This is a genomic window from Pseudomonas hefeiensis, assembly GCF_030687835.1.
Lineage (GTDB): Bacteria > Pseudomonadota > Gammaproteobacteria > Pseudomonadales > Pseudomonadaceae > Aquipseudomonas > Aquipseudomonas hefeiensis.
Genome location: NZ_CP117449.1, coordinates 5861294 through 5885839, shown reverse-complemented (window position 1 = coordinate 5885839; position 24546 = coordinate 5861294). Strand labels below are relative to the sequence as shown.

21 protein-coding genes and 1 pseudogene are annotated in these 24546 nt (G+C 61.4%); 15 read left to right on the top strand and 7 right to left on the bottom strand.

Annotated features, from left to right (window positions below; all coding sequences use genetic code 11):
• Positions 1 to 1247, top strand: a pseudogene (locus PSH57_RS26605) (metallophosphoesterase).
• Positions 1248 to 1353: 106 nt separating this feature from the next.
• On the opposite strand, the gene gbcA reads toward PSH57_RS26605, so the two are convergent.
• A complete protein-coding gene (gbcA, locus tag PSH57_RS26600) occupies positions 1354 to 2649 on the bottom strand; it encodes a glycine-betaine demethylase subunit GbcA (RefSeq protein WP_305386395.1) in 1296 nt (431 codons plus the stop codon).
• A gap of 283 nt (positions 2650 to 2932) precedes the next feature.
• Here gbcA and gbcB point away from each other — a divergent pair, with 283 nt between their 5' ends.
• On the top strand, positions 2933 to 4033 hold the full coding sequence (gene gbcB / locus PSH57_RS26595; RefSeq protein ID WP_305386392.1) for a glycine-betaine demethylase subunit GbcB: 1101 nt from the start codon (positions 2933 to 2935) through the stop codon (positions 4031 to 4033).
• Positions 4034 to 4145: 112 nt separating this feature from the next.
• On the opposite strand, the gene PSH57_RS26590 is transcribed toward gbcB, so the two are convergent.
• The gene (locus PSH57_RS26590) at positions 4146 to 5186 is read right to left on the bottom strand and encodes a threonine aldolase family protein (protein WP_305386389.1); all 1041 of its coding nucleotides are present in this window, start codon (positions 5184 to 5186) and stop codon (positions 4146 to 4148) included.
• A 195-nt stretch (positions 5187 to 5381) separates the two neighbouring features.
• Here PSH57_RS26590 and PSH57_RS26585 point away from each other — a divergent pair, with 195 nt between their 5' ends.
• The 8 genes from PSH57_RS26585 to fdhA all read left to right on the top strand — a co-directional run bounded on the left by PSH57_RS26585 (position 5382) and on the right by fdhA (position 15593).
• The gene (locus tag PSH57_RS26585; RefSeq protein WP_305386386.1) at positions 5382 to 6086 is read left to right on the top strand and encodes a TraX family protein; all 705 of its coding nucleotides are present in this window, start codon (positions 5382 to 5384) and stop codon (positions 6084 to 6086) included.
• A 400-nt stretch (positions 6087 to 6486) separates the two neighbouring features.
• Positions 6487 to 7740, top strand: coding sequence for a serine hydroxymethyltransferase (gene glyA, locus PSH57_RS26580; RefSeq protein WP_123343752.1), 1254 nt, complete (start codon positions 6487 to 6489; stop codon positions 7738 to 7740).
• 21 nt (positions 7741 to 7761) lie between these two features.
• Positions 7762 to 9012 carry a sarcosine oxidase subunit beta gene (locus tag PSH57_RS26575; protein ID WP_003177603.1) on the top strand — a complete coding sequence of 417 codons (1251 nt, stop codon included), beginning with the start codon at positions 7762 to 7764 and terminating at the stop codon, positions 9010 to 9012.
• A gap of 14 nt (positions 9013 to 9026) precedes the next feature.
• Positions 9027 to 9356 (top strand): sarcosine oxidase subunit delta, encoded by a 330-nt coding sequence (locus PSH57_RS26570; RefSeq protein WP_305386384.1) that lies wholly within the window; start codon positions 9027 to 9029, stop codon positions 9354 to 9356.
• Positions 9353 to 12370 (top strand): sarcosine oxidase subunit alpha, encoded by a 3018-nt coding sequence (locus PSH57_RS26565; RefSeq protein WP_305386381.1) that lies wholly within the window; start codon positions 9353 to 9355, stop codon positions 12368 to 12370. Before PSH57_RS26570 ends, PSH57_RS26565 begins: the two co-directional genes overlap by 4 nt.
• A gap of 160 nt (positions 12371 to 12530) precedes the next feature.
• Positions 12531 to 13163: a sarcosine oxidase subunit gamma gene (locus PSH57_RS26560; protein ID WP_305386379.1), complete on the top strand. Its 633-nt coding sequence runs from the start codon at positions 12531 to 12533 to the stop codon at positions 13161 to 13163.
• 166 nt (positions 13164 to 13329) lie between these two features.
• Positions 13330 to 14187: a formyltetrahydrofolate deformylase gene (gene purU / locus PSH57_RS26555; protein WP_256231015.1), complete on the top strand. Its 858-nt coding sequence runs from the start codon at positions 13330 to 13332 to the stop codon at positions 14185 to 14187.
• A 206-nt stretch (positions 14188 to 14393) separates the two neighbouring features.
• On the top strand, positions 14394 to 15593 hold the full coding sequence (gene fdhA, locus PSH57_RS26550) for a formaldehyde dehydrogenase, glutathione-independent (protein WP_305386376.1): 1200 nt from the start codon (positions 14394 to 14396) through the stop codon (positions 15591 to 15593).
• A gap of 101 nt (positions 15594 to 15694) precedes the next feature.
• On the opposite strand, the gene PSH57_RS26545 is transcribed toward fdhA, so the two are convergent.
• On the bottom strand, positions 15695 to 15907 hold the full coding sequence (locus PSH57_RS26545) for a cold-shock protein (RefSeq protein ID WP_305386373.1): 213 nt from the start codon (positions 15905 to 15907) through the stop codon (positions 15695 to 15697).
• A 367-nt stretch (positions 15908 to 16274) separates the two neighbouring features.
• On the opposite strand from PSH57_RS26545, the gene PSH57_RS26540 reads away from it, so the two are divergent.
• Positions 16275 to 16850: a DUF2780 domain-containing protein gene (locus tag PSH57_RS26540; RefSeq protein ID WP_305386371.1), complete on the top strand. Its 576-nt coding sequence runs from the start codon at positions 16275 to 16277 to the stop codon at positions 16848 to 16850.
• Here PSH57_RS26540 and PSH57_RS26535 read toward each other — a convergent pair whose 3' ends face one another.
• Entirely contained in the window at positions 16851 to 17738 is an 888-nt protein-coding gene (locus PSH57_RS26535) for an acyltransferase (RefSeq protein WP_305386368.1), read from the bottom strand.
• A gap of 288 nt (positions 17739 to 18026) precedes the next feature.
• Between PSH57_RS26535 and rloA2 the strand changes: the two genes are divergently transcribed.
• The 4 genes from rloA2 to creD all read left to right on the top strand — a co-directional run bounded on the left by rloA2 (position 18027) and on the right by creD (position 22249).
• Positions 18027 to 18530, top strand: a complete 504-nt coding sequence (gene rloA2, locus PSH57_RS26530) for a retropepsin-like aspartic peptidase RloA2 (RefSeq protein WP_305386365.1) — start codon at positions 18027 to 18029, stop codon at positions 18528 to 18530.
• A gap of 69 nt (positions 18531 to 18599) precedes the next feature.
• Complete coding sequence (gene creB / locus PSH57_RS26525) at positions 18600 to 19280, top strand: two-component system response regulator CreB (protein WP_305386362.1); 681 nt, start codon at positions 18600 to 18602, stop codon at positions 19278 to 19280.
• Complete coding sequence (gene creC / locus PSH57_RS26520) at positions 19280 to 20698, top strand: two-component system sensor histidine kinase CreC (RefSeq protein WP_305386359.1); 1419 nt, start codon at positions 19280 to 19282, stop codon at positions 20696 to 20698. The genes creB and creC overlap by 1 nt, the downstream gene beginning before the upstream one ends.
• Positions 20699 to 20875: 177 nt before the next feature.
• The gene (gene creD, locus PSH57_RS26515; RefSeq protein WP_305386357.1) at positions 20876 to 22249 is read left to right on the top strand and encodes a cell envelope integrity protein CreD; all 1374 of its coding nucleotides are present in this window, start codon (positions 20876 to 20878) and stop codon (positions 22247 to 22249) included.
• A 183-nt stretch (positions 22250 to 22432) separates the two neighbouring features.
• Here the strand turns inward: creD and PSH57_RS26510 are convergent, their stop codons facing one another.
• From PSH57_RS26510 to PSH57_RS26500, 3 genes are all read right to left on the bottom strand, one after another.
• Positions 22433 to 23062: a glutathione S-transferase gene (locus PSH57_RS26510; RefSeq protein WP_305386354.1), complete on the bottom strand. Its 630-nt coding sequence runs from the start codon at positions 23060 to 23062 to the stop codon at positions 22433 to 22435.
• Between the two features lie 175 nt (positions 23063 to 23237).
• Positions 23238 to 23417: a hypothetical protein gene (locus PSH57_RS26505; protein WP_305386351.1), complete on the bottom strand. Its 180-nt coding sequence runs from the start codon at positions 23415 to 23417 to the stop codon at positions 23238 to 23240.
• The gene (locus tag PSH57_RS26500) at positions 23414 to 24544 is read right to left on the bottom strand and encodes a PepSY-associated TM helix domain-containing protein (protein ID WP_305386348.1); all 1131 of its coding nucleotides are present in this window, start codon (positions 24542 to 24544) and stop codon (positions 23414 to 23416) included. Before PSH57_RS26500 ends, PSH57_RS26505 begins: the two co-directional genes overlap by 4 nt.
• Positions 24545 to 24546: the final 2 nt, after the last annotated feature.

The window sequence follows — 24546 nt, the reverse complement described above, 5'->3', positions numbered from 1 at the left end:
ATGTCATTACTGCACCATTGGGAACATGAGTTCGACAAGGTCAAGGTCCGCCTGCACGGATTGGTCACGCGGCTGGAGATGTCCTGGAAAAAACTCGTCAACGACCTGGAGCCCGAAGAGTTCGAGGCCATCGTCAAGCTGCTCCAGCGCGGCCACGACCAGGCCCGGCACGTCATCGATCACGGCGACCTGCCGGATGACGAACCGGCCGTGCCGTGGGAGCTGGCCCACGGTCTTTCGATCCTGAAGATCGGCAATGCCAGCGCCTTGCCGCAAACCGAGGACGAACTGCCGACCCGCGTGCTCAAGGACGGCACCTTGCTCGGTTGCCGCAAATGGGAATTGCTCGACCTGTTGTGGAGTGAGGCGTTGCTCAAGTGGATCGAGAACCTGCGCCACCACGCGCCGTTCGCGACCAACCCGGCGCTGGTAAAAAATGGACAGCGACGTGGTGTTGGCGATCGCTGGCGACTGGGGCACCGGACCGTTTGACAGTCATGCTCCGGCCGTGGCTGTCGCCAATCAGATGCAACTGGCCGAGGCCGACTTCACTATTCATCTGGGTGATGTGTATTACGCCGGTACCCATTCCCAGGAAGACGTCGACATGGTCGGCTGGCCCCAGGGCAAGCATGGCTCGTTCACGCTCAATTCCAACCACGAGATGTACAGCGGTGCCCACGGCTATTTCAAGGAACTGGCCAAGCGTTTCCCGGTGCAGCAGGGCACCAGCTACTTTGCCCTGTATAACGACGATTGGTTGATAGTCGGTCTCGACACGGCCTACGCATCGGACGTGATGAACCTGTACATGGACGGCACTCTCAACGCGCAACAAATCGACTGGATGAAAAGCCTGCCCAAGCGCAAGAAGCTGATGGTGCTCAGCCATCATCAGGGTTTCGACATTTCCGGGCACCACAAAGACCGCGCTTTACCAACCGGTCTGCGAGGCCCTGGGACGTGAGCCGGACTACTGGTATTGGGGGCATTTGCACAATGGCATCTGCTACGCGCCCCAAGGCGGGCTGCACGCACGCTGTGCCGGGCACGGGGCGATTCCCTACGGCACCACCAGCGAGTTGAACGGACGTGCCGGGGTGTTGTGGTCGGAAACGCAGCTGGCGGGGGACGAGGCATACCCGGAACGGGTGTTGAACGGGTATGTGAAGGTGCGGCTGGTGGGGGAGGAGATTGTCGAGACGTTTTATGGGGAGGATGGGTCGGTGCGCTGGTCTTCCCAATAAGCGGGTGAATGGTAGACCGCTATCGCGAGCAGGCTCGCTCCCACATTTGATCTTCGGTGCACCAAAGATATCTTGTGGGAGCGGGCTTGCTCGCGAAGCTTTTGATTTAGCCCTGAACCGGAACACCCTTGAGGTACGGCGCCGGCTCGGCCCCCAGGTTGTTGAGCATGCGCTCGCTGTACCAGTCCACGAAGTTCACCACGCCGAACTCATAGGTCTTGGAGTACGGGCCTGGCTGGTAGGCGGTGGAGTTGATGCCGCGCTGGTTTTCTTCGGCCAGGCGACGGTCCTGGTCGTTGGTGGCGTCCCAGACCTGGCGCATGCGCGCCACATCGTAGTCCACGCCTTCAACCGCGTCCTTGTGCACGATCCACTTGGTGCTGACCATGGTTTCCTGGGCGCTGATCGGCCACACGGTGAACACGATGATGTGGTCGCCCATGCAGTGGTTCCACGAGTGGGGCAGGTGCAGGATACGCATCGAACCCAGGTCCGGGTTCTTGATGCGGCCCATCAATTTGGCGCAGCCCTGCTTGCCGTCCATGGTCATCGACACGGTGCCCTTGAGCAGCGGCATGCGCACGATACGGTTGCGCAGGCCGAAACTGGCGTGGGCGTAAGGGATTTTCTCGGCGTCCCAGGCTGCGGCGGAAGCCGCGACATGGTCCTTGAACGCCTGGTCGGCCCGTGGGTCGGTGACGTCGTCCCATTCCAGCAGGGTCTTGAGCAGTTCCGGGTGCGCGCCGCCGCAGTGGTAGCACTCGCGGTTGTTTTCCAGCACCAGTTTCCAGTTGGCCTTTTCCATCAAGGTGGTCTGCACCGCCACCTTGGTGTTTTCCATGTCATAGGGTTCCATGTAATGGGTCAAGGTCGACAGGAAATCGTCGATGGCTGGCGGGTTCTCCGCCAGGCTGATGAAGATATAGCCACCGGCGGTCTTCACGTTCACTGGCTTCAAGCCATACTGGTTCATGTCGAAATCGGCGCCCATTTCGGTGCCGGCGAACAATAGGCGACCGTCCAGCTCGTAGGTCCACTGGTGGTAATGGCAGACCAGCTTGGCGACCTTGCCCTTTTCGCTGGTGCACAGCCGCGAGCCACGGTGACGGCAGACGTTGTGGAACGCATGCACCACGCCCTCGGCGCCGCGAATCACGATGATCGGGTTCTTGCCAACCTGCAGGGTCAGGTAGTTGCCCTTGGTCGGAATTTCGCAGGTCATGCCGGCGATCAACCACTCCTTCTGGAAGATTTCCTGCATGTCGATATCAAACAGGCGCTCATCGGAGTAGAACGGCTGCGGCAGCGAGAAAGTGCGCTCGCGTTCCTGCAGCATTTGCGCGGTGGCCTTGCGTGCGGGTTCCAGCGGATCGCCCAGGCTCAGGGTTGCGGTGACGTCCATCGTTTTATCCTCATGGCCCTCTACGTGGCCGGCGAAAGTGGCTGATCAAATGTGCTACGCAAGGCAGAAAATATTATTTGTCTGTTGGGGGCGAGTGTGGGGCCGCGCAGGGGGCGAACCTTATCCATGGGCGACATGGCCCAATCTGTTCCCGACGCGCAAGGTCCGGTCGTTGGGGGCTGGTCGCGGTAAGCATGTGAATGTCGCAGATAGGTAAATGGGCGGTTCGCGCTATACGCAGAATCGCCTCATAAGAGGCCGACAGTCGGCCGTGGAGATCAGCATGTCCAACAGCTTCCTGAACCCGGTAACCACCCAGACCTGGGCCAATGGTCGACACATTGTCCGTTGCGTCAAAGTCATCCAGGAAACCTGGGATGTGCGCACCTTTTGTTTCATGGCTGATCAGCCGATTCTGTTCTTTTTCAAGCCGGGGCAGTTCGTGACCCTTGAGCTGGAAATCGAAGGTCAGCCGATCATGCGGTCCTACACCATCTCCAGCTCGCCGTCGGTGCCCTACAGTTTTTCGGTAACCATCAAGCGCGTACCGGGGGGCAAGGTTTCCAACTGGCTGCACGACACCCTGCATGAAGGCCAGGAGCTGGCGGTACACGGGCCGGTTGGCCTGTTCAATGCCATCGACTTCTCGAACCCGAAGGTGCTTTACCTCAGCGGCGGCGTCGGCATCACGCCGGTGATGTCCATGGCGCGCTGGTACTACGACACCAATGCCAACGTCGACATGGTGTTTATCCACAGCGCCCGCTCGCCCAAGGACATCATCTATCACCGCGAGCTTGAGCACATGGCGTCGCGGATCGATAACTTCAACCTGCACCTGATCTGCGAAAGACACGGGCTGGGTGAGCCCTGGGCCGGGTATCGCGGCTATTTGAACCACAAGATGCTGGAGTTGATGGCGCCGGACTTCCTGGAACGCGAAGTGTTTTGCTGTGGCCCGACGCCATACATGAACGCGGTCAAGCGTCTGCTGGAAGCCGCTGGCTTCGACATGACGCGTTACCACGAGGAATCCTTTGGCGCCACGCCTCCGGAAGCCCGCGCCGACGCGGTGGAACAGGCCGAACAGGCTGCCGACGCCCCGGAAGTCGATATGGCGGACCTGCATCTGGTGGAGTTCACCGCCTCCGGCAAGAGTATTCGCGTGGGGCCGGGAGAGACCGTCCACGCCGCCGCCGCCAAGCTTGGCATGATGATCCCCAAGGCTTGCGGCATGGGCATTTGCGGCACCTGCAAAGTCATGAAGCTGGGCGGGGAAGTGGAGATGGACCACAACGGTGGCATCACCGAAGACGACGAGGCCGAAGGTTACATCCTGTCGTGCTGCAGCGTGCCGAAGGGGGATGTGCGGATCGAGTTCTGATCAGCCCATCCAAGTAGCGATGAGCACCTCTTGTGGGAGCAAGGCCTTGCTCCCACAGGCTTTGTTACCACTGTGAGCCCCTTTCACCACAGGGGCGCCAGGTGCGGCTTTTCTAGCCCGCCATCACTTCCCGAATATCCGCCGCCAATTCCCGCACTCGCGCTTCTTCGGTGTCCCACGAGCACATGAAGCGTGCGCCGCCCTTGCCGATGAAGGTGTAGAAGCGCCAGCCCTTGTGGGTGAGCGCGGCGATGGCCGGTTCCGACAGTTGCAGGAATACGCCGTTGGCCTGGACCGGGAACATCAGTTCCACGCCGGGAATGTCGCTCACCAGGTGCGCCAGCAGTTGGGCGCAGTGGTTGGCGTGGCGGGCGTGCTTGAGCCAGGCGTCGTTTTGCAGCAGGCCGACCCAGGGCGCCGAGAGAAAGCGCATCTTCGAGGCCAGTTGCCCGGCCTGTTTGCAGCGATAGTCGAAGTCTTCTGCCAGGTCGTGGTTGAAGAACAGGATCGCTTCCCCCACCGCCATGCCGTTCTTTGTCCCGCCAAAGCACAACACATCCACGCCGGCCTTCCAGGTCAGGTCTGCTGGTGAGCAGCCGAGGAAGGCGCAGGCGTTGGAGAAGCGTGCGCCGTCCATGTGCAGGTTCAGCCCCAGTTCCTTGCAGGTGGCGCTGATGGCACGGATTTCTTCCGGGGTATAGACGCTGCCGACTTCCGTGGCTTGGGTCAGGGTCACAACGCGAGGCTTGGGGTAGTGGATGTCCTGGCGCTTGAGGGCGATCTCACGGATCGAGTCCGGGGTCAGCTTGCCATTTTCAGTGCGCGCTACCAGCAGCTTGGAACCGTTGGAAAAGAACTCTGGCGCGCCGCATTCGTCGGTTTCGACGTGGGCGGTTTCCGAACAGATCACGCTGTGGTAACTCTGGCACAGCGAGGACAGCGCCAGGGAGTTGGCCGCCGTGCCGTTGAACGCGAAGAATACTTCGCAGTCGGTTTCGAACAAGGCACGGAAATCATCCGCCGCGCGGTGGGTCCATTCATCATCGCCGTAGGCGCGCTGATGACCCTGATTGGCTTCTTCCATGGCCGCCCAGGCTTCGGGGCAAATGCCGGAATAGTTGTCGCTGGCGAATTGTTGACTCTTGTCGGTCATGGCCTTGCTCCTGAAATAGAGAGTCCTGGGTAAGAGATCCCTGACAGAGTTCCCGGATGGAGAACTCCGTGGTCCGGCGTGCTTTGAGTCCGGCACGCGGTGGTCGATAGTGGTGCGCACTTTACCCAAGATTAGCGGGGGAACACACTGGATGTTTCTGTCAGAAACTCACAAAACCCTAGGGCGGCTGTACACGTGAGCCGGCGTGACGGAGCCCTGGATCTGCTCAAGTGGCTGGCACTATTGACGATGGTGCTCGATCATCTGCGATATGTCGGTTACTCCGCCGATTGGCTGTATGTGCCGGGGCGCCTGGCGTTTCCCTGGTTCTGCCTGGCGATGGCGGCGAACCTGGCGCGCCACGGGGCCAGTGCGAGCCCGTGGCGTTACCTGGGCTGGCTGTTGCTGTTCAGCTCAGTGAGCGAAATTCCTTACCGGTTATTTATTCCTGTGCCGGCTACCTTGAACGTGCTGCCGACCCTGACCCTCGGGTTGCTGGTGGCGCGTAGCTGGCAAACCCATACGCTGGAAGCGCGTTTGCTGGCGGCGGGAGCGTTGCTGCTGGCGGCGCTGTTTTCGTCGCGGCTGATGTTCGGTTTTTTCGGCGTCCTGCTGCCGCTGGCGATGTTGCTGGTGTTTCGCCGGCCCTGGTATTTCGCGTTGCTGCCAGGATTGGTGTGCCTGGCGGCCAACCAGTGGCGGGTGCTGTATGGCGCGGCCTGGCTGGGGGATGCGGTGGCGATCGGCGGGTTGCTGGCGTGTCTGTTTGCGCCATGGCTTGGGCTGATGCTTTTGCGACAGGCGGGCGGCATTCATCCGCCAGCAATGCGGCGTTGGGCTTACGCGCTGTATCCCGCGCACTTTTTGATTTTGCTCACAGTTCGTCAGATCGCCGCCTAGCCCTGTGGGAGCAAAGCCTGTTGGATAGCGCTGTGGGAGGAGCAAGGCCTGTGGGATAGCCCTGTGAGAGCAAAGCCTGAGGGATAACCCTGTGGGAGCAAAGCTTGCTCGCGATCCAGGCACCTCGGTCCATGGGAGACCGCGTCGCTTTCATCGCGGGCAAGCCTTGCTCCCACAGGGTCATCCCAGTGCTATCCCATAGACCTCACTCCCACAGGGGTATCCCGCAGGCCTTGACTCAGACTCTTTGAACGCATGTCGTAAACGCACCTTTGCGTGGCGTCCATAGGCATTTGACCTGCCTGCGCCGGCCATACCATCGCTTCCAAAGGGCACGACCGAACGGTGGTCAGTGCCTCACCGAGACGAAAGGCGCACCGCCGCCGCTGGGAGAGACGCGATGTTCAGCAAGCAAGACCAGATCCAGGGTTACGACGATGCACTGCTGGCGGCGATGAATGCCGAGGAGCAACGCCAGGAAGATCACATCGAGCTGATCGCGTCAGAAAACTACACCAGCAAACGTGTGATGCAAGCCCAGGGCAGCGGCCTGACCAACAAGTACGCCGAAGGCTATCCGGGCAAGCGTTACTACGGCGGCTGCGAGCATGTCGACAAAGTCGAAGCCCTGGCTATCGAACGCGCCAAGCAGTTGTTCGGTGCCGATTACGCCAACGTCCAGCCGCACTCCGGGTCTTCGGCCAACAGTGCGGTGTACCTGGCCTTGTTGCAGGCCGGCGATACCATCCTGGGCATGAGCCTGGCCCACGGCGGTCACCTGACCCACGGTGCCAAGGTGTCGTCCTCGGGCAAACTCTACAACGCGGTTCAGTACGGCATCGACACCACCACCGGCCTGATCGACTACGACGAAGTCGAGCGCCTAGCGGTCGAGCACAAACCGAAGATGATCGTCGCCGGCTTCTCGGCTTACTCCAAGACCCTGGATTTCCCACGTTTCCGCCAGATCGCCGATAAGGTCGGAGCTCTGTTGTTCGTCGACATGGCCCACGTCGCCGGTCTGGTCGCCGCCGGTCTGTATCCAAACCCGCTGCCTTACGCCGACGTGGTCACCACCACCACCCACAAAACCCTGCGCGGTCCGCGTGGCGGCCTGATCCTGGCCAAGGCCAACGAAGAGATCGAGAAAAAGCTCAACGCTGCCGTATTCCCCGGTGCCCAGGGCGGCCCGCTGATGCACGTCATCGCCGGCAAGGCGGTGTGCTTCAAGGAAGCGGCGGAGCCAGGCTTCAAGGTCTACCAGCAGCAAGTGATCGACAACGCCCAGGCCATGGCTGGCGTGTTCATCAAGCGCGGCTACGATGTAGTGTCCGGCGGCACCGATAACCACTTGTTCCTGGTCAGCCTGATCCGTCAGGGCCTGACCGGCAAGGACGCCGACGCCGCCCTGGGCCGCGCCCACATCACCGTCAACAAGAATGCCGTGCCGAACGACCCGCAATCGCCGTTCGTGACCTCGGGCCTGCGCATCGGCACCCCGGCGGTGACCACCCGTGGCTTCAAAGTCACCCAGTGCGTGACGCTGGCCGGCTGGATCTGCGACATCCTCGACAACCTCGGCGACGCCGATGTCGAGGCCAATGTTGCCCAGCAAGTGGCGGCCCTGTGCGCGGACTTCCCGGTTTATCGCTGAGTCGGTTTTGGAGTAATGACTATGCAACGCTATTCGGGCTTCGGCCTCTTCAAACACTCTCTCAGCCATCATGAAAACTGGCAGCGGATGTGGCGCACGCCGACCCCGAAAAAGGTTTACGACGTGGTCATCGTCGGCGGTGGCGGGCATGGTCTGGCTACGGCGTACTACCTGGCCAAGGAACACGGCATCACCAACGTGGCGGTGGTCGAGAAGGGTTGGCTGGGCGGCGGTAACACCGCGCGCAACACCACCATCGTGCGCTCCAACTACCTGTGGGACGAATCGGCCCACCTGTACGAACATGCGATGAAACTCTGGGAAGGCCTGTCCCAGGACCTGAACTACAACGTGATGTTTTCCCAGCGCGGCGTCTACAACCTGTGCCACACCCTGCAGGACATTCGTGACTCCGAGCGCCGTGTCAGCGCCAACCGCCTCAACGGTGTGGACGGCGAGCTGCTCAATGCCAAGCAAGTGGCTGACGAGATTCCGTACCTGGACTGCTCGAAAAACACCCGCTACCCGGTGATGGGCGCCACCGTCCAGCGTCGCGGCGGCGTGGCCCGTCACGATGCCGTGGCCTGGGGCTTTGCCCGGGCGGCCGATGCCTTGGGTGTGGACCTGATCCAGCAGACCGAAGTGATCGGTTTCCGCAAGGAAAACGGTGTCTGCATCGGCGTGGAAACCAACAAAGGCTTCATCGGCGCCAAGCGCGTCGGCGTGGTGACGGCCGGTAACTCCGGGCACATGGCCAAGCTCGCGGGCTTTCGCCTGCCGATCGAATCCCACCCGCTGCAAGCGCTGGTGTCGGAGCCGATCAAGCCGATTATCGACAGCGTCATCATGTCCAACGCCGTGCACGGCTACATCAGCCAGTCCGACAAGGGCGACCTGGTGATCGGTGCCGGTATCGACGGCTACAACGGCTACGGCCAGCGTGGCTCGTACCCGGTGATCGAACACACGGTTCAGGCCATCGTCGAGATGTTCCCGGTGCTCTCGCGGGTGCGGATGAACCGCCAGTGGGGCGGCATCGTCGACACCACGCCGGACGCCTGCCCGATCATCTCCAAGACCCCGGTGCCGAACATGTTCTTCAACTGCGGTTGGGGCACTGGCGGCTTCAAGGCCACCCCGGGCTCGGGCAACGTTTTCGCTGCAAGCCTGGCCAAGGGTGAAATGCACCCGCTGGCCGCGCCGTTTTCCATCGACCGTTTCCACAACGGCGCCCTGATCGACGAACACGGCGCTGCTGCCGTCGCCCACTAACAGGAGAAATCCCTATGTTGCACATCTTCTGTCCTCACTGCGGCGAACTGCGCTCCGAAGAGGAATTCCATGCATCCGGCCAGGCGCACATCCCGCGTCCGCTGGATCCGAATGCCTGCACCGACGAGCAGTGGGGCGACTACATGTTCTTCCGCGACAACCCGCGTGGGTTGCACCATGAGCTGTGGGACCACGTCGCCGGTTGCCGTCAGTATTTCAACGTGACGCGTGACACCGTGACCTACGAGATCCTGGAAACCTACAAGATCGGCCAAAAGCCGCAATTCACCGACAAGGCTGAGAGTCCGAAAGCGGCTGCGCAGGCTCTGGGAGAGAAGGTATGAGCCAGATCAATCGCCTGTCCAACGGCGGACGGATCGACCGCAACAAAGTGCTGAGCTTCACCTTCAACGGTCAGACCTATAAAGGCTTCGAGGGCGATTCCCTGGCCGCTGCACTGCTGGCCAACGGCGTTGACATCATCGGCCGCAGCTTCAAGTATTCCCGTCCGCGTGGCATCTTTGCCGCCGGTGCCGAAGAGCCGAACGCGGTATTGCAGATCGGCGCCACCGAAGCCACGCAAATCCCTAACGTGCGCGCCACGCAACAGGCGCTGTATCAAGGGTTGGTCGCCACCAGCACCAACGGCTGGCCGAACGTGAACAACGACATGATGGGAATTCTCGGCAAGGTCGGCGGCAAGCTGATGCCGCCGGGTTTCTACTACAAAACCTTCATGTACCCGCAATCGTTCTGGATGACCTACGAGAAGTACATCCGCAAGGCCGCGGGCCTGGGTCGCTCGCCGACCGAGAACGATCCGGACACCTACGACTACATGAACCGTCATTGCGACGTGCTGATTGTCGGCGCCGGCCCTGCTGGCCTGGCCGCCGCATTGGCCGCGGCCCGCAGCGGTGCGCGGGTGATCCTGGCCGACGAGCAGGAAGAGTTCGGCGGCAGCCTGCTCGATTCCCGCGAGAGCCTGGACGGCAAGCCAGCGACCGAATGGGTCGCTGCGGCGGTGGCTGAACTGCGCTCGATGCCAGAAGTGCTGCTGTTGCCTCGCGCCACGGTGAACGGTTACCACGACCATAACTTCCTGACCATCCACGAGCGCCTCACCGACCACTTGGGCGACCGTGCGCCAATCGGCCAGGTCCGCCAGCGCATCAATCGGGTCCGCGCCAAGCGCGTGGTACTGGCAACCGGTGCCTGCGAGCGGCCATTGGTTTACGGCAACAACGACGTACCGGGCAACATGCTGGCCGGCGCGGTGTCCACCTACGTGCGTCGCTACGGCGTGGCGCCGGGCAAAAAACTGGTGTTGAGCACCAACAACGATCACGCCTATCGCGTGGCTCTGGACTGGCTCGACGCCAGCCTGCAAGTGGTGGCCATCGCCGACGCTCGCAGCAACCCGCGTGGTGCGCTGGTGGAAGAGGCGCGTGCCAAAGGCATCCGCATCCTCACCGGCAGCGCCGTGATCGAGGCCCGTGGCAGCAAGCGCGTCACCGGGGCCCGCATCGCCGCCATTGACGTCAAGGCGCACAAAGTCACCAGTCCCGGCGAATGGCTGGACTGCGACCTGGTGGCCAGCTCCGGCGGCTACAGCCCGGTGGTCCACCTGGCTTCGCACCTGGGCGGCAAGCCGATCTGGCGTGAAGACATCCTCGGTTTCGTACCGGGCGAAGCACCGCAGAAACGCGTGTGCGTCGGCGGCGTGAATGGCGTCTACAGCCTGGGCGACACCTTGGCCGATGGTTTCGAAGGTGGCGTGCGCGCGGCCAGCGAAGCCGGTTTCAAAGCGGTGGAGGGTGTGTTGCCCAAAGCCCTGAGCCGCCAGGAAGAACCGACCCTGGCGCTGTTCCAGGTGCCGCATGAAAAAACCACCGCACGGGCGCCGAAGCAATTCGTCGACCTGCAGAACGACGTGACCGCCGCCGCTATCGAACTCGCTACCCGCGAAGGCTTCGAGTCGGTCGAACACGTCAAGCGCTACACTGCACTGGGTTTCGGTACTGACCAAGGCAAGCTGGGCAACGTCAACGGCCTGGCCATCGCGGCCCGTTCGCTGAACGTGAGCATCCCGCAGATGGGCACCACCATGTTCCGGCCGAACTACACGCCGGTGACCTTCGGCGCGATAGCCGGCAGGCACTGCGGGCACATCTTCGAGCCGGTGCGCTTCACCGCGCTGCATGCCTGGCATGTGAAAAACGGCGCTGAATTCGAAGACGTCGGCCAGTGGAAGCGCCCTTGGTACTTCCCCAAAAACGGCGAAGACATGCACGCTGCGGTCAAGCGCGAATGCAAAGCCGTGCGCGACAGCGTCGGCCTGCTGGATGCCTCGACCCTGGGCAAGATCGATATCCAGGGCCCGGATACCCGCGAGTTCCTTAACCGCATCTACACCAACGCCTGGACCAAGCTCGACGTGGGCAAGGCCCGCTACGGCCTGATGTGCAAGGAAGACGGCATGGTCTTCGACGACGGCGTGACGGCCTGTCTGGCGGACAACCACTTCGTGATGACCACCACCACTGGCGGCGCGGCGCGCGTGCTGCAATGGCTGGAGATCTATCACCAGACCGAATGGCCGGACCTGAAGGTGTACTTCACTTCGGTCACCGACCACTGGGCGACCATGACCCTGTCGGGCCCCAACAGCCGCAAGCTGCTGAGCGAAGTCACCGACATCGACCTGGACAAGGACGCTTTCCCGTTCATGACCTGGAAAGAAGGCCTGGTCGGTGGTGTACCGGCGCGGGTGTTCCGTATCTCGTTCACCGGTGAACTGTCGTACGAAGTCAACGTGCAGGCCGACTACGCCATGGGCGTGCTCGAGCAGATCGTCGAGGCGGGCAAGAAGTACAACCTGACCCCGTATGGCACCGAAACCATGCACGTATTGCGGGCCGAGAAGGGCTTCATCATCGTCGGTCAGGACACCGACAGCTCGATGACCCCGGACGACCTGAACATGGGCTGGTGCGTAGGCCGGACCAAGCCGTTCTCGTGGATCGGCTGGCGTGGCATGAATCGCGAAGACTGTGTGCGTGAGGACCGCAAGCAACTGGTGGGCCTCAAGCCGATCGACCCGAATGTCTGGCTGCCGGAAGGCGCGCAACTGGTGTTCAACACCAAGCAGGCGATCCCGATGTCCATGGTCGGTCACGTGACCTCCAGCTACGCCCACAACTCCCTGGGTTATTCATTTGCCATGGGTGTGGTCAAGGGCGGCCTCAAGCGGATGGGCGAGCGAGTGTTCGCGCCCCTGGCCGACGGCAGCGTGATCGAGGCAGAGATTGTTTCTTCGGTGTTCTTCGATCCGAAGGGGGATCGGCAGAACATTTAAATCTTAAGCCCTGTGGTGGGGGCATGTGGAAGCAAAGCTTGCTCGCGATGCAGGCGACACGGTAGCCGTTAGACTGCGTTATCGTTGATCGCGGGCAAGCCTTGCTCCCACAGCCCCACGCATCGGCAGGTCAAAGCAGAATTCAAGACAGGTGCTCCATATGACCGCAGTCAACGTGTACCAACAACGCCCAACCACCGGGGCCAAAGCCGAGTCATCGCTGCACCATGCCGACCTCGCCAGCATGGTGGGCAAGGGTCGCAAGAACGCCGGCGTGACCGTGCGCGAGAAAAAACTCCTGGGCCACCTGACCCTTCGTGGCGATGGTCATGATCCCGCGTTCGCCGCTGGCGTGCACAAGGCTCTTGGCCTGGAACTACCGGGTGCGCTGACCGTCATCATCAAGGGCGAAACCAGCCTGCAATGGCTCGGCCCGGACGAGTGGCTGCTGGTGGTGCCAAGCGGCGAAGAATTTGCCGCCGAGAAAAACCTGCGCCAAGCCCTGGGCGATCTGCACATCCAGATCGTCAACGTCAGCGGCGGCCAGCAGATCCTCGAGCTGTCCGGTCCGAACGTGCGCGACGTGCTGATGAAATCCACCAGCTACGATGTACACCCAAACAACTTCCCGGTAGGCAAGGCCGTGGGCACAGTGTTCGCCAAGTCGCAACTGGTGATCCGCCATACCGGTGAAGACACTTGGGAACTGCTGATTCGCCGCAGCTTCTCCGATTACTGGTGGCTGTGGTTGCAGGATGCAGCGGCTGAGTATGGCTTGAGCGTGCAGGCCTGACTAAGGTTGGACGCTGTCCTTTTGTGGCGAGGGGATTTATCCCCGTTGGGCTGCACAGCAGACCCCAAACCTGCCACCTCAGTACGTCAGGCCGATCACATCAAGCTTTTTGGGGCTGCTTCGCAGCCCGACGGGGATAAATCCCCTCGCCACAGGAGTCACCGCAATGAGCCGCGCCCCAGACACATGGATCTTGACTGCCGACTGCCCTAGCGTGCTCGGCACGGTGGACGCGGTGACGCGCTTTCTGTTCGAGCAGGGCTGCTACGTCACCGAGCACCATTCCTTCGACGACCGGCTGTCGGGGCGTTTTTTCATTCGTGTGGAGTTTCGCCAACCGGATGGCTTTGACGAACAGCACTTTCGCGCCGGCTTGGCCGAGCGTGCCGAAGCTTTTGGCATGGTCTTCGAACTGACTGCGCCCAACTACCGGCCCAAAGTGGTGATCATGGTCTCCAAGGCCGATCACTGCCTCAACGACTTGCTCTACCGTCAGCGTATCGGCCAGCTGTCCATGGACGTCGTGGCGGTGGTGTCCAACCACCCGGACCTCAAGCCGCTGGCCGACTGGCACCAGATTCCCTACTACCATTTCCCCCTGGACCCGAACGACAAACCGTCCCAGGAGCGACAGGTGTGGCAGGTGATCGAAGACACCGGCGCCGAGCTGGTGATTCTCGCCCGTTACATGCAAGTGCTGTCGCCGGAGCTGTGCCGCAAACTCGACGGCAAGGCGATCAATATCCATCACTCGCTGTTGCCGGGCTTCAAGGGTGCCAAGCCGTATCACCAGGCCTACAACAAAGGCGTGAAACTGGTCGGCGCCACGGCGCACTACATCAACAACGACCTGGACGAAGGCCCGATCATCGCCCAAGGCGTGGAAGTGGTGGACCACAGCCACTATCCCGAAGACCTGATCGCCAAGGGCCGGGACATCGAAGGGCTGACGCTGGCCCGGGCGGTGGGGTATCACATTGAGCGGCGGGTGTTTCTCAATGCCAACCGAACCGTTGTTCTTTAGATCGCCATCGCGAGCAGGCTCGCTCCCACAGTGGATCTGGGGCATGACTGGGTTCTATGTACAACTCAAAACCCTGTGGGAGCGAGCCTGCTCGCGATGAGGCCCTTACAGACAACAAAGAAACAAGACACAAGCACTACCCGAGCAATCAACGCGCTGCCTGCCTGGGCAACGCAGTTCCACAAAAACAACAGCGAGGTGAAAGCATGTCTGGTAATCGTGGTGTCGTGTATCTCGGCAACGGCAAGGTCGAAGTACAGAAAATCGACTATCCAAAAATGCAGGACCCGCGTGGCAGGAAGATTGAGCACGGTGTCATCCTGCGCGTGGTATCCACCAACATCTGTGGCTCCGACCAACACATGGTGCGCGGTCGCACAACTGCCCAGACCGGGCTGGTCCTGGGTCATGAAATCACCGGCGAAGTGATCGAAAAGGGCAGCGACGTCGAGAACCTGCAAATCGGCGACCTGGTGTCCGTTCCGTTCAACGTGGCTTGCGGGCGCTGCCGTTCCTGCAAGGAAATGCACACCGGCGTTTGCCTGAGCGTTAACCCGGCGCGTCCGGGCGGTGCCTACGGTTATGTCGACATGGGCGACTGGACCGGCGGCCAGGCCGAGTACGCGATGGTGCCATACGCTGACTTCAACCTGCTGAAACTGCCGGATCGCGACCGGGCCATGGAGAAAATCCGCGACCTGACCTGCCTGTCCGACATTCTGCCGACCGGCTACCACGGCGCCGTCACCGCGGGTGTTGGCCCTGGCAGCACTGTCTACATCGCCGGTGCCGGCCCGGTTGGCTTGGCTGCGGCTGCTTCCGCTCGCCTGTTGGGCGCGGCGGTGGTGATCATTGGCGACGTCAACCCGGTCCGCCTGGCTCACGCCAAGGCCCAGGGCTTCGAAATCGCCGACCTGTCCACCGACACCCCGTTGCACGAACAGATCGCTGCGCTGCTGGGCGAGCCTGAAGTCGACTGTGCTGTCGATGCGGTAGGCTTCGAAGCCCGCGGCCACGGCCATGACGGCGTCAAGCACGAAGCCCCGGCCACCGTGCTCAACTCCTTGATGGGCGTAGTTCGCGTGGCCGGCAAGATCGGCATCCCCGGCCTCTACGTCACCGAAGACCCGGGCGCGGTCGATGCCGCGGCAAAAATGGGCAGCCTGAGCATCCGCTTCGGCCTGGGCTGGGCCAAGTCCCACAGCTTCCACACCGGCCAGACCCCGGTGATGAAGTACAACCGTCAACTGATGCAGGCGATCATGTGGGATCGCATCAACATCGCCGAAATCGTCGGTGTACAGGTCATCAGCCTGGACGACGCGCCTAAAGGCTACGGCGAGTTCGATGCAGGCGTACCGAAGAAGTTTGTGATCGATCCGCACAAGATGTTCAGTGCGGCGTAAGCGCTTGGCAAAGGTGAGGAGGGCGACGTGAAGTCGCCCTTTTTTTACGTTCCACTTTTCAGTTCAGATGAGGTCATTACCGGGAGGGATCGGTGCCTTGCCTATTCCGTTGTCACCCTCGTGGCCTGCATGCCATTGGGGCCTTTCTCTACTTCAAAGGAAACGAGTTGCCGTTCTTTCAGGGTTTTATAACCCTCGCCTGCTATCGCTGAATAATGAACGAACAGTTCATCGCCTCCTGCGCCACACGTAATGAACCCATAGCCTTTTGCATCGTTGAACCACTTAACGGTTCCTGTGATCCGGTCGTTCATTTTTATTGTCCTGCCTCACCGAAATGAATAAGCCACAGGGGTCCCTGATTTGCCCATCGCTTTGTTTTCGTTGACACAGTTGGAGCTTAGGGTCCGTGCAAACCGTTGCCTACTGTCAGAGTTGACAGTCGGCAAGACCGAGAGGAAATAATGGCTGGCGCGTTGATAGTCGGATGACTGGCGCCGCGATCATGCTATGGCTTGTGCTTGCAACCGGCGGCCGATCACGTCCAGCACGTCGCAACCATCGCGCAACGCAATCGCCAGGAGCAGGGCAGCAGGGAACAATCCCCCTGGACCCCAGTCCAACGCACGCTTTACGCCGCTCCTTATGAGCGGTTTTTTCATGCTCAAGAGGACGTCCCGGATGAAGGTTTCACGCGGTTTTGCACTGTCTTGCCTGCTTGCGCTGGCAAGCAGCCCGGCCTTCGCGCAGTTCAGCCTCAGTGATGCGGCCAATGCGGTGGCGGCGATGCAGGGCGATCAACAGGGGGAGGGCGCGGTGGCAGCTGCGCCGCAAGCTGCCGGGTTGCTCAATACCCTGGGCTCGGAGCTCAAGATCACCCCGGAACAGGCCATTGGCGGAGCCGGTGCGATGCTGGGGCTGGCGAAGAATCGACTCAGTGAGCCGCAGTTTTCCGAATTGAGCAAAAGTGTGCCGGGCCTGGACCAGATCGCTGGCAACAACGCCATCGGTGGGCTGAATGGCTTGGGTGGCCTGGGCGGTTTGCTCGGTGGCGGGTCGGACAAAAACGCCTTGCTCGACGGTCTGCTGGGTAACGTCAAGGACACCCACGACCTGAACAACGCCTTCAGCGCGCTGGGTATGGACAGCGGCATGATCGGCCAGTTTGCTCCGGTGATCCTTGAATACCTCGGCCAGCAGGGCGTGGCCAGTTCGCTGCTGCAGAACCTGGGTGGAATCTGGGGGGCCGGTATCTGATCAGCCGCGCTCGCTGCGCAAGGCGGCGATGCGCTGATCTTTTTCGATCCAGAGCTGGTTGACCCAGTTCTGGACATGCTCGCGAAACACCGGGTCGTTTTCGTAATCGCCCTGCCACAGCGCCGGGTCCAGCTCGCGGGTCTGGATGTCGATAATGACCTTCGGCACCGCACCGCTGATCAAATCCCAGAACCCCGGAGTCCGTTCCTGGGGGTACACCACCGTCACATCCAGCACCGCGTCCAGTTGCTCGCCCAGCGCCGCCAGCACGAATGCCACACCACCGGCCTTGGGTTTGAGCAGGTGGGTGAAGGGTGACTGTTGCTGTTGGCGCTTGGCGGCGGTGAAGCGTGTGCCTTCGAGGTAATTCACCACAGTGACCGGTTGGCGCTTGAACAGCTCGCAGGCCTGGCGGGTGATTTCCAGGTCCTTGCCGGCCAGCTCCGGGTTTTTTGCCAGAAAGGCCTTGGTGTAGCGCTTCATGAACGGGTAATCCAGCGCCCACCAGGCCAGGCCCAGGAACGGTACCCAGATCAGCTCTTTCTTGAGGAAGAACTTGAAGAACGGCGTGCGTCGGTTAAGAACCTGGATCAGCGCCGGGATGTCGACCCAGGACTGGTGATTGCTGATGACCAGATAGGAGGTGTCGCGACGCAAGTCGCCGCCGCCGCGTATGTCCCAGCGGGTGGGGATGCACAGGGCGAAGATCAGTTTGTCGATTTCGGCCCAGGTCTCGGCGATCCACATCACTGCCCACGAGGCGTAGTCGCGAAGGCGCCCGGGCAGGACCAGTTTGAGCAGTGCGAACACCATCAATGGTCCGAACAGCACCAGGGTGTTGAGTAACAGCAGCAGGGTGACGAAACAGCCGGTGAGCAGGCGGCGCATACATGACTCTTGCAAACAGGTGGGCGGGCCATGATAAGCAGCTTCGGGCGGCAGGCCAAATCGAGGTGAAACGAGCAACCTGTGGCGAGCGAAGTGATCTGTGGGAGCAAAGCTTGCTCGCGATGAAGGTAACGCCATTTCTCTGGAACCGTGGTGCCTGTATCGCGAGCAAGCTTTGCTCCCACAGACCCGCTTTCCCCGGCAGAGATGTTCTTGACGCCAACCGAACGAATTCACCGCCCACGGTCTAAAATCCCGCTGCCCACCCTTACAAAGGAAGTCCATTACGTGAAATCCCTTCTCGCCCTGCTTTCCCTGGTGGCCCTTCCAGTGCTGGCCGCCGAGCCGACCCTGTACGGGCGCTACGAATACATCGCGCTGCCGGAAATCGGCGGTGAAGTGCTCAAGGCCAAGATGGACACCGGCGCCCTGACGGCCTCGCTGTCGGCCAAGGACATCGAAACCTTTACCCGCGACGGCGAGGACTGGGTGCGGTTCCGCCTGGCGACCAAAGACGCGAGCAACAAGATCTATGAACACAAGGTCGCACGCATTAGCAAGATCAAGACCCGTTCGGAGGAAGACGAAGACGACGAATCGGCTGCCCCCAGCAAACGTCCGGTGGTGGAGCTTGAAATGTGCCTGGGTGATGTCAAGCGCACCGTTGAGGTCAACCTGACGGACCGCAGCAGCTTTAACTACCCGCTGCTGATTGGCGCCAAGGCCCTGCGCAAGTTCGACGCGGCGGTGAACCCGGCCCGACGCTACACCGCGGACAAGCCCGACTGCTGATTTCCCTGATTGACGTGCCCCCAGGGTTGGGGCACCGTTCCGGCAACTTTACTGTCGGGCGCCGACGCCATGCCTCACATTCTGATTGTCGAAGACGAAGCCGCCATTGCCGATACGCTGGTGTTTGCCCTGCAAGGGGAGGGTTTCGGCACCACCTGGCTGAGCCTCGGCGCGGCCGCGCTTGAGCATCAGAAACACACCCCGGCGGACCTGATCATCCTCGACGTGGGCCTGCCGGATATCAGCGGATTCGAGACGTGCAAAAATCTCAGACGTTTCAGCGACGTTCCGGTCATCTTTCTTACAGCCCGGGATGCTGAGATCGACCGGGTGGTAGGGCTGGAGATCGGGGCCGACGATTATGTGGTCAAACCGTTCAGCCCTCGGGAAGTGGCGGCAAGGGTCCGCGCGATCCTCAAGCGGGTCGCGCCGCGACCGTCCACCGATCTGGGCGCCGGGCTATTTCAGGTCGACACCGACCGGGTGCAGATCAACTATCGCGGCAAACCGCTGAACCTCACCCGCCACGAATTTCGCCTGTTGAACTGTCTGCTGGAGCAACCCGAGCGTGTGTTCAGCCGCGAACAACTGCTCGACGCCCTGGGAGTGGCCAGTGATGCCGGCTACGAGCGCAGCATCGACAGCCACATCAAGAGCGTGCGCGCTAAATTGCGCCTGGTCAGGGCCGAGGCTGAACCGATCCAGACTCACCGTGGCCTGGGTTACAGCTACAGCCCGGGGCATAGCTGATGTCGCTGGGTATCCGGATTTTCCTGGTGTATGTGCTGTTCATCGGTTTGACCGGGTATTTCGTCCTCAACACGGTGATGGAAGAAATACGCCCCGGCGTGCGCCAGTCCACCGAAGAAACCCTGGTGGACACCGCCAACCTGATGGCCGAGATCCTGCGGGACGATTTCAAGGCCGGCACCCTCAACCAGAACCGCTGGCCGCAACTGCTCAAGGCTTACGGTGAGCGCCAGCCGGCGGCATCGATCTGGGGTTTGCCAAAGAACCAGGTCAACCATCGTATCTACGTCACGGACGCCAAGGGCATCGTGGTGCTCGACTCCAGCGGTGCGGCGGTGGGCCAGGATTATTCGCGCTGGAACGACGTCTACCTGACCCTGCGCGGAGAATACGGGGCGCGCTCGACCCGCAGCGTTGCCGATGATCCGACGTCATCGGTGATGCACGTTGGCGCGCCGATTCGCGACAACGGCCGGATTATCGGCGTGGTCACTGTGGCCAAGCCCAACAGCTCGCTGCAGCCCTATGTCGACCGCACCGAGCGGCGCCTGTTGGCTTACGGTGCCGGGTTGATCGGCCTGGGGCTGCTGTTGGGCGCCGTGCTCTCATGGTGGCTGAGCGCGGCGCTGCGGCGCTTGACCGTTTATGCCGAGGCCGTCAGCCAGGGACAACGGGTGGAGGTGCCGCATTATCGCGGCGGCGAGTTCGAGCAACTGGCGGGCGCGGTGGAACACATGCGCACCCAACTGGAAGGCAAGGCTTACGTCGAGCGGTACGTGCACACCCTGACTCACGAGCTCAAGAGCCCGCTGGCGGCGATCCGTGGCGCCGCCGAGCTGCTCCAGAGCGACATGCCGAGTGCCCAGCGCCAGCGTTTCGTAAGCAACATCGACAACGAAAGCGTGCGCATGCAGCAGTTGATCGAGCGTTTGCTCAACCTGGCCCAGGTCGAGCAGCGACAAGGGTTGGAAGAAGAGGTCGAGGTGCCGCTGGCGACATTGATGGATGAACTGCTGGAAGCCCGCGGTGGTTGGATCGAAAGCCGGCAGTTGCGGATCGAGCGGCACATTGCCGTCGACCTGGCGCTGACGGGGGAGCCGTTTCTGTTGCGTCAGGCCTTGGGCAATTTGCTGGAGAACGCCCTGGACTTCACCCCCGTCAACGGGTTGTTGCGCCTGAGTGCCGAGCGTGTTGGCAACCGCGTCGAGATTCGGCTGTTCAACCAGGCCGAACCGATTCCCGACTACGCCCTGGCGCGCCTGAGCGAACGCTTCTACTCCCTGCCGCGACCGGACAGCGGCCGCAAGAGCACCGGTTTGGGGCTCAACTTCGTGGAGGAAGTGGTGCAGTTGCATGCCGGGGAATTCAGTATTGGCAATGTCGAGGGTGGGGTGGAGGTGGTTTTGCGGTTGCCCTGAAACTGAGGTGCAGCCTTCGCGAGCAAGCCCGCTCCCACAAGGACTGCGCCGAACCTGTGGGAGCGGGCTTGCCCGCGAAGGGGCCCGTTCAGTCTCCACACAATCTCCACAATCTCTCCATAACCCCAGCACACTGCTGGCTCAAGCTCGCCCTCATTCGAACAGGGAGAGCCCCACATGAACCGCAGCCTCGCCATAAAACTGGGCATGATCGCCCTATTGATCCTCTTGCTGATGATCCCGCTGTTGATGATCAACGGCCTCATCGACGAGCGTCAGGAACTGCGCGACGGCGTACTGCAGGACATCGCCCGCAGTTCCAGTCACAGCCAGCAACTCATCGGGCCGATGATCGTGGTGCCGTTTCGCAAGGATGTGCGGGTCTGGAATACCAACGAGAAGACCGGGGTGCGTTTCCTGGAAACCGTTGAGCAAAGCGGTGAGTTGTATTTTCTGCCGGAGCAATTGGACATCGACGGCCAGATCCGCACAGAAACCCGTGCACGCGGTATCTATGAAGCGCGGTTGTTTCATGCCGACAACCGGATCGACGGCCACTTCAAGGTGCCTGAGCGTTTCGGCGTGGCCGCCAAGGATTTTGCCGACTACCGCTTTGACGAACCGTACCTGAGCGTGGGCATCAGCGACATCCGCGGCATCGAGAATGCACTGACCCTGACGTTCAACCAGCAGACCGTCGATTTCCTGCCCGGCTCGCGGATCGGCTGGCTGGGACAGGGCGTGCATGTGCCGCTGCCGATGGTCACGGCCCAGGGCAGCATTGAGCTGACCTTCGGTTTTGACCTGCGGCTGCAAGGCACCGGTCAGTTACAGATTCTGCCGGTAGGTAAATCCACCCAAGTGCACCTGTCGGCCGACTGGCCGCACCCAAGCTTTATCGGCAACTATTTGCCTACCCAGCGCGACATCAATGAGCAGGGCTTCAGTGCCGACTGGCAGACATCGTTTTTCTCTACAAATTTGCTGGAAACCCTGCAGGCCTGCGAGCCAAGCGATGGCTGTGAAGCGTTCCGCAGCCGTGCCTTTGGTGTGAGTTTCATCGATCCGGTGGACCAATACCTCAAGAGCGATCGGGCGATCAAATATGCACTGCTGTTCATAGCGCTGACGTTTGCCGGGTTCTTTCTCTTCGAGGTACTCAAGACCCTGGCGGTGCATCCGGTTCAGTACGCGTTGGTGGGCGTGGCGTTGGCGTTCTTTTACCTGTTGCTGCTGTCCCTGTCGGAACACATCGGTTTTGCCCTGGCGTACTTGGTATCAGCCAGCGCCTGTGTGCTGCTGATCGGATTCTACGTTTGCCATGTGTTGCGCAGCGTGAGCCATGGCCTGGGGTTTTCGGCAGGGTTGGCGGGCTTGTACGGTTTGCTCTATGGATTGTTGAGTGCCGAGGACTACGCCTTGCTGATGGGCTCGCTGTTGCTGTTCGGCCTGCTCGGTGTGTTCATGATATTGACCCGTAAGCTGGACTGGTACCGGGTGGGAGCCAAGCCTGCGGCGGCGATGACGTTCGATCTGGGAGAGGTGAAATGAGCCGGTCGCTGGGGTTGCGCGAGGACCGGCAATGGCGGGAAGTGTTGGTGATGCGGGTAGCGCAGTTGTTTCCCTTGGATCCGCTGCGCTGCCATCGCGGGCAAGCCTTGCTCCCACAAGGGCCGGGCTCAACCTGTGGGAGTAAGGCTTGCCCGCGATGACGTCGGTACAGTCACCGCAAAGTCAGACCTTGGGCACCGTCTCAACCATCGAGGGCCGCAAGCTCACTTCGGCAAACCACTGTGCCAGTTGCGGATTGGTCTTGCGCCATTCCAGGTCGGGATGGCGCAGGTCCAGGTAACCCAGGGCGCAGGCCACACTGATGGATGCAATGTCGAAATGGCAGGCCAGTTCGGCAATTGCCTCGGCTTCGAGCATGCCCAGGGCGCGGCGGATCTTGTCCCGTTGCGCATCGAGCCACTCGGCCCAGTGTTTTTCTGAAGGTCGCAGGGCGGTTTCGTAGCGAATCATCACCGCGGCATCCATGATCCCGTCAGCCAGGGACGCCAGGGTCAGGCGCCGCCACCGGGCCGCGCCGTCCCGGGGGATCAGCGGATTGCCGACATGCTGGTGGTCGAGGTAATCAAGAATGACGCGACTGTCGTGGATCACATTTCCATTGGCCAGGCGCAGGGCCGGGATCTTGCTCAGGGGGTTGTCATCAATGAGCGCCAAATCCGGTCTGACTGGCGTGAGCTGGCTGAGCTGCAACGCCACGCGGTCCTGCTGGCCGGTTTCGTGCAGCAGCACCAGGACCTTGCGCACGAAAGGCGAAGCGGGGTTGTGGAACAACGTCATGCTGGGGGCCGACATGCAGGTATCCTCGATTAACGGGCAGGGGCTTAGCCTAGACAGTTCCAAGGCGGCTGGCGAGTTCCAGTGTGGGAGCGGGCTTGCTCGCGAAGGCGGCGTGTCAGAAACAAAATCGCGACTGACACGCCGCCTTCGCGAGCAAGCCCGCTCCCACAGGGGACGCGTCTGGCAGGAGTTATCCGCGTTTGAATAAGCCCCAAGTCGCCAAGACCGTCGGTATTCCCAGCCCAACCCAGCTCACGGCATCCCAGGCCCCATCGCCCAGCAATGCCGAAAATAACCCCGCCGCGCTCAGCACGCCGATTGCCACGGGAATACCAAACACTTTCCAGAAACTCGACTGCCGGGGCCTCACGAAGCGACCTCCGTGCCGAGGGTTGCGCGCTTGGCCGCTTTTCGCCGCACGACCCACAGGTAAACGCCGCTGCCGAGGACGATGATGGTCAGCACGTCCAGGGTCGCCCAGAAAATTTGCATCGGCCGACCGCCGTAGTCACCGAAGTGCAGCGGCAGGGACAGGCTCATCATATCCATGTACCACGGCCGTTCAGCCACGGCAGTGACATCCAGGGTGCTGGCGTCGATCAATACGGGTGTCAGCAAATGGGAGGTCAGGTGGGTGTCACCTTTCATGAACACGCTGTAGTGGTGTGCGCTGGAAAACAGCGTGCCGGGGAAGGCGATGAAGCTGGGTTCCATGCCCGGCGCAACCTCTTTGGCGATGTCCAGCAAGCGGGTCGCCGGGGCCAGTTGCGTCAGCGGCGGGGCGTCGCGATAGGGCTCGACCATGGCGCTGAGGCTGTCGTTGCGCCAGGCGGCGATGATCAGGTCGGCGCACGCCGCGATGACGCCGGTCACGCCCACCGTCAGCGCCCAGACCAGCGTGACCACGCCGATCAGGTTGTGCAAATCGAGCCAGCGCAGGCGCGTGGATTTGTCCTGGCGCACCGTGGCGAATTTCAGGCGACGCATGAACGGCAGGTACAACACCACACCGGAGACGATGGCGATCACGAACAACAGGCCCATGAACGCCAACAGTAACTTGCCTGGCAAGCCGGCGAACATATCCACATGCAAGCGCAGCATCACCATCATGAAACCGCCGTTGGCCGAGGGCATTTCCAGGGCCTCGCCGGTGCGGGCATCGAGCATGAACGTGTGAGAGGAGTTGGGTTCGGTGCCCGGCGTCGGCGCCATGATGGTGATGACACCGTTGGGATCATCCTCGTCCCAGCCAAAATACTGGACCACCTCACCCGGGCGATGGGCCTTGGCTTTTTCCACCAGTTGCGCAAGGTCCAACTGTGGTGTGTTGGCCGGCATCTGCCGAAGCTCGGGAGCATCGCCTAGCAGGTGTTCGATTTCGTGATGAAAAATCAACGGTAGGCCGGTGATCGCCAGCATCAGCAGAAACACCGTGCAGATCAGGCTGGTCCAGGTGTGGACGAAGGACCAGCGGCGGATGGTTTTGCTTTTCATGA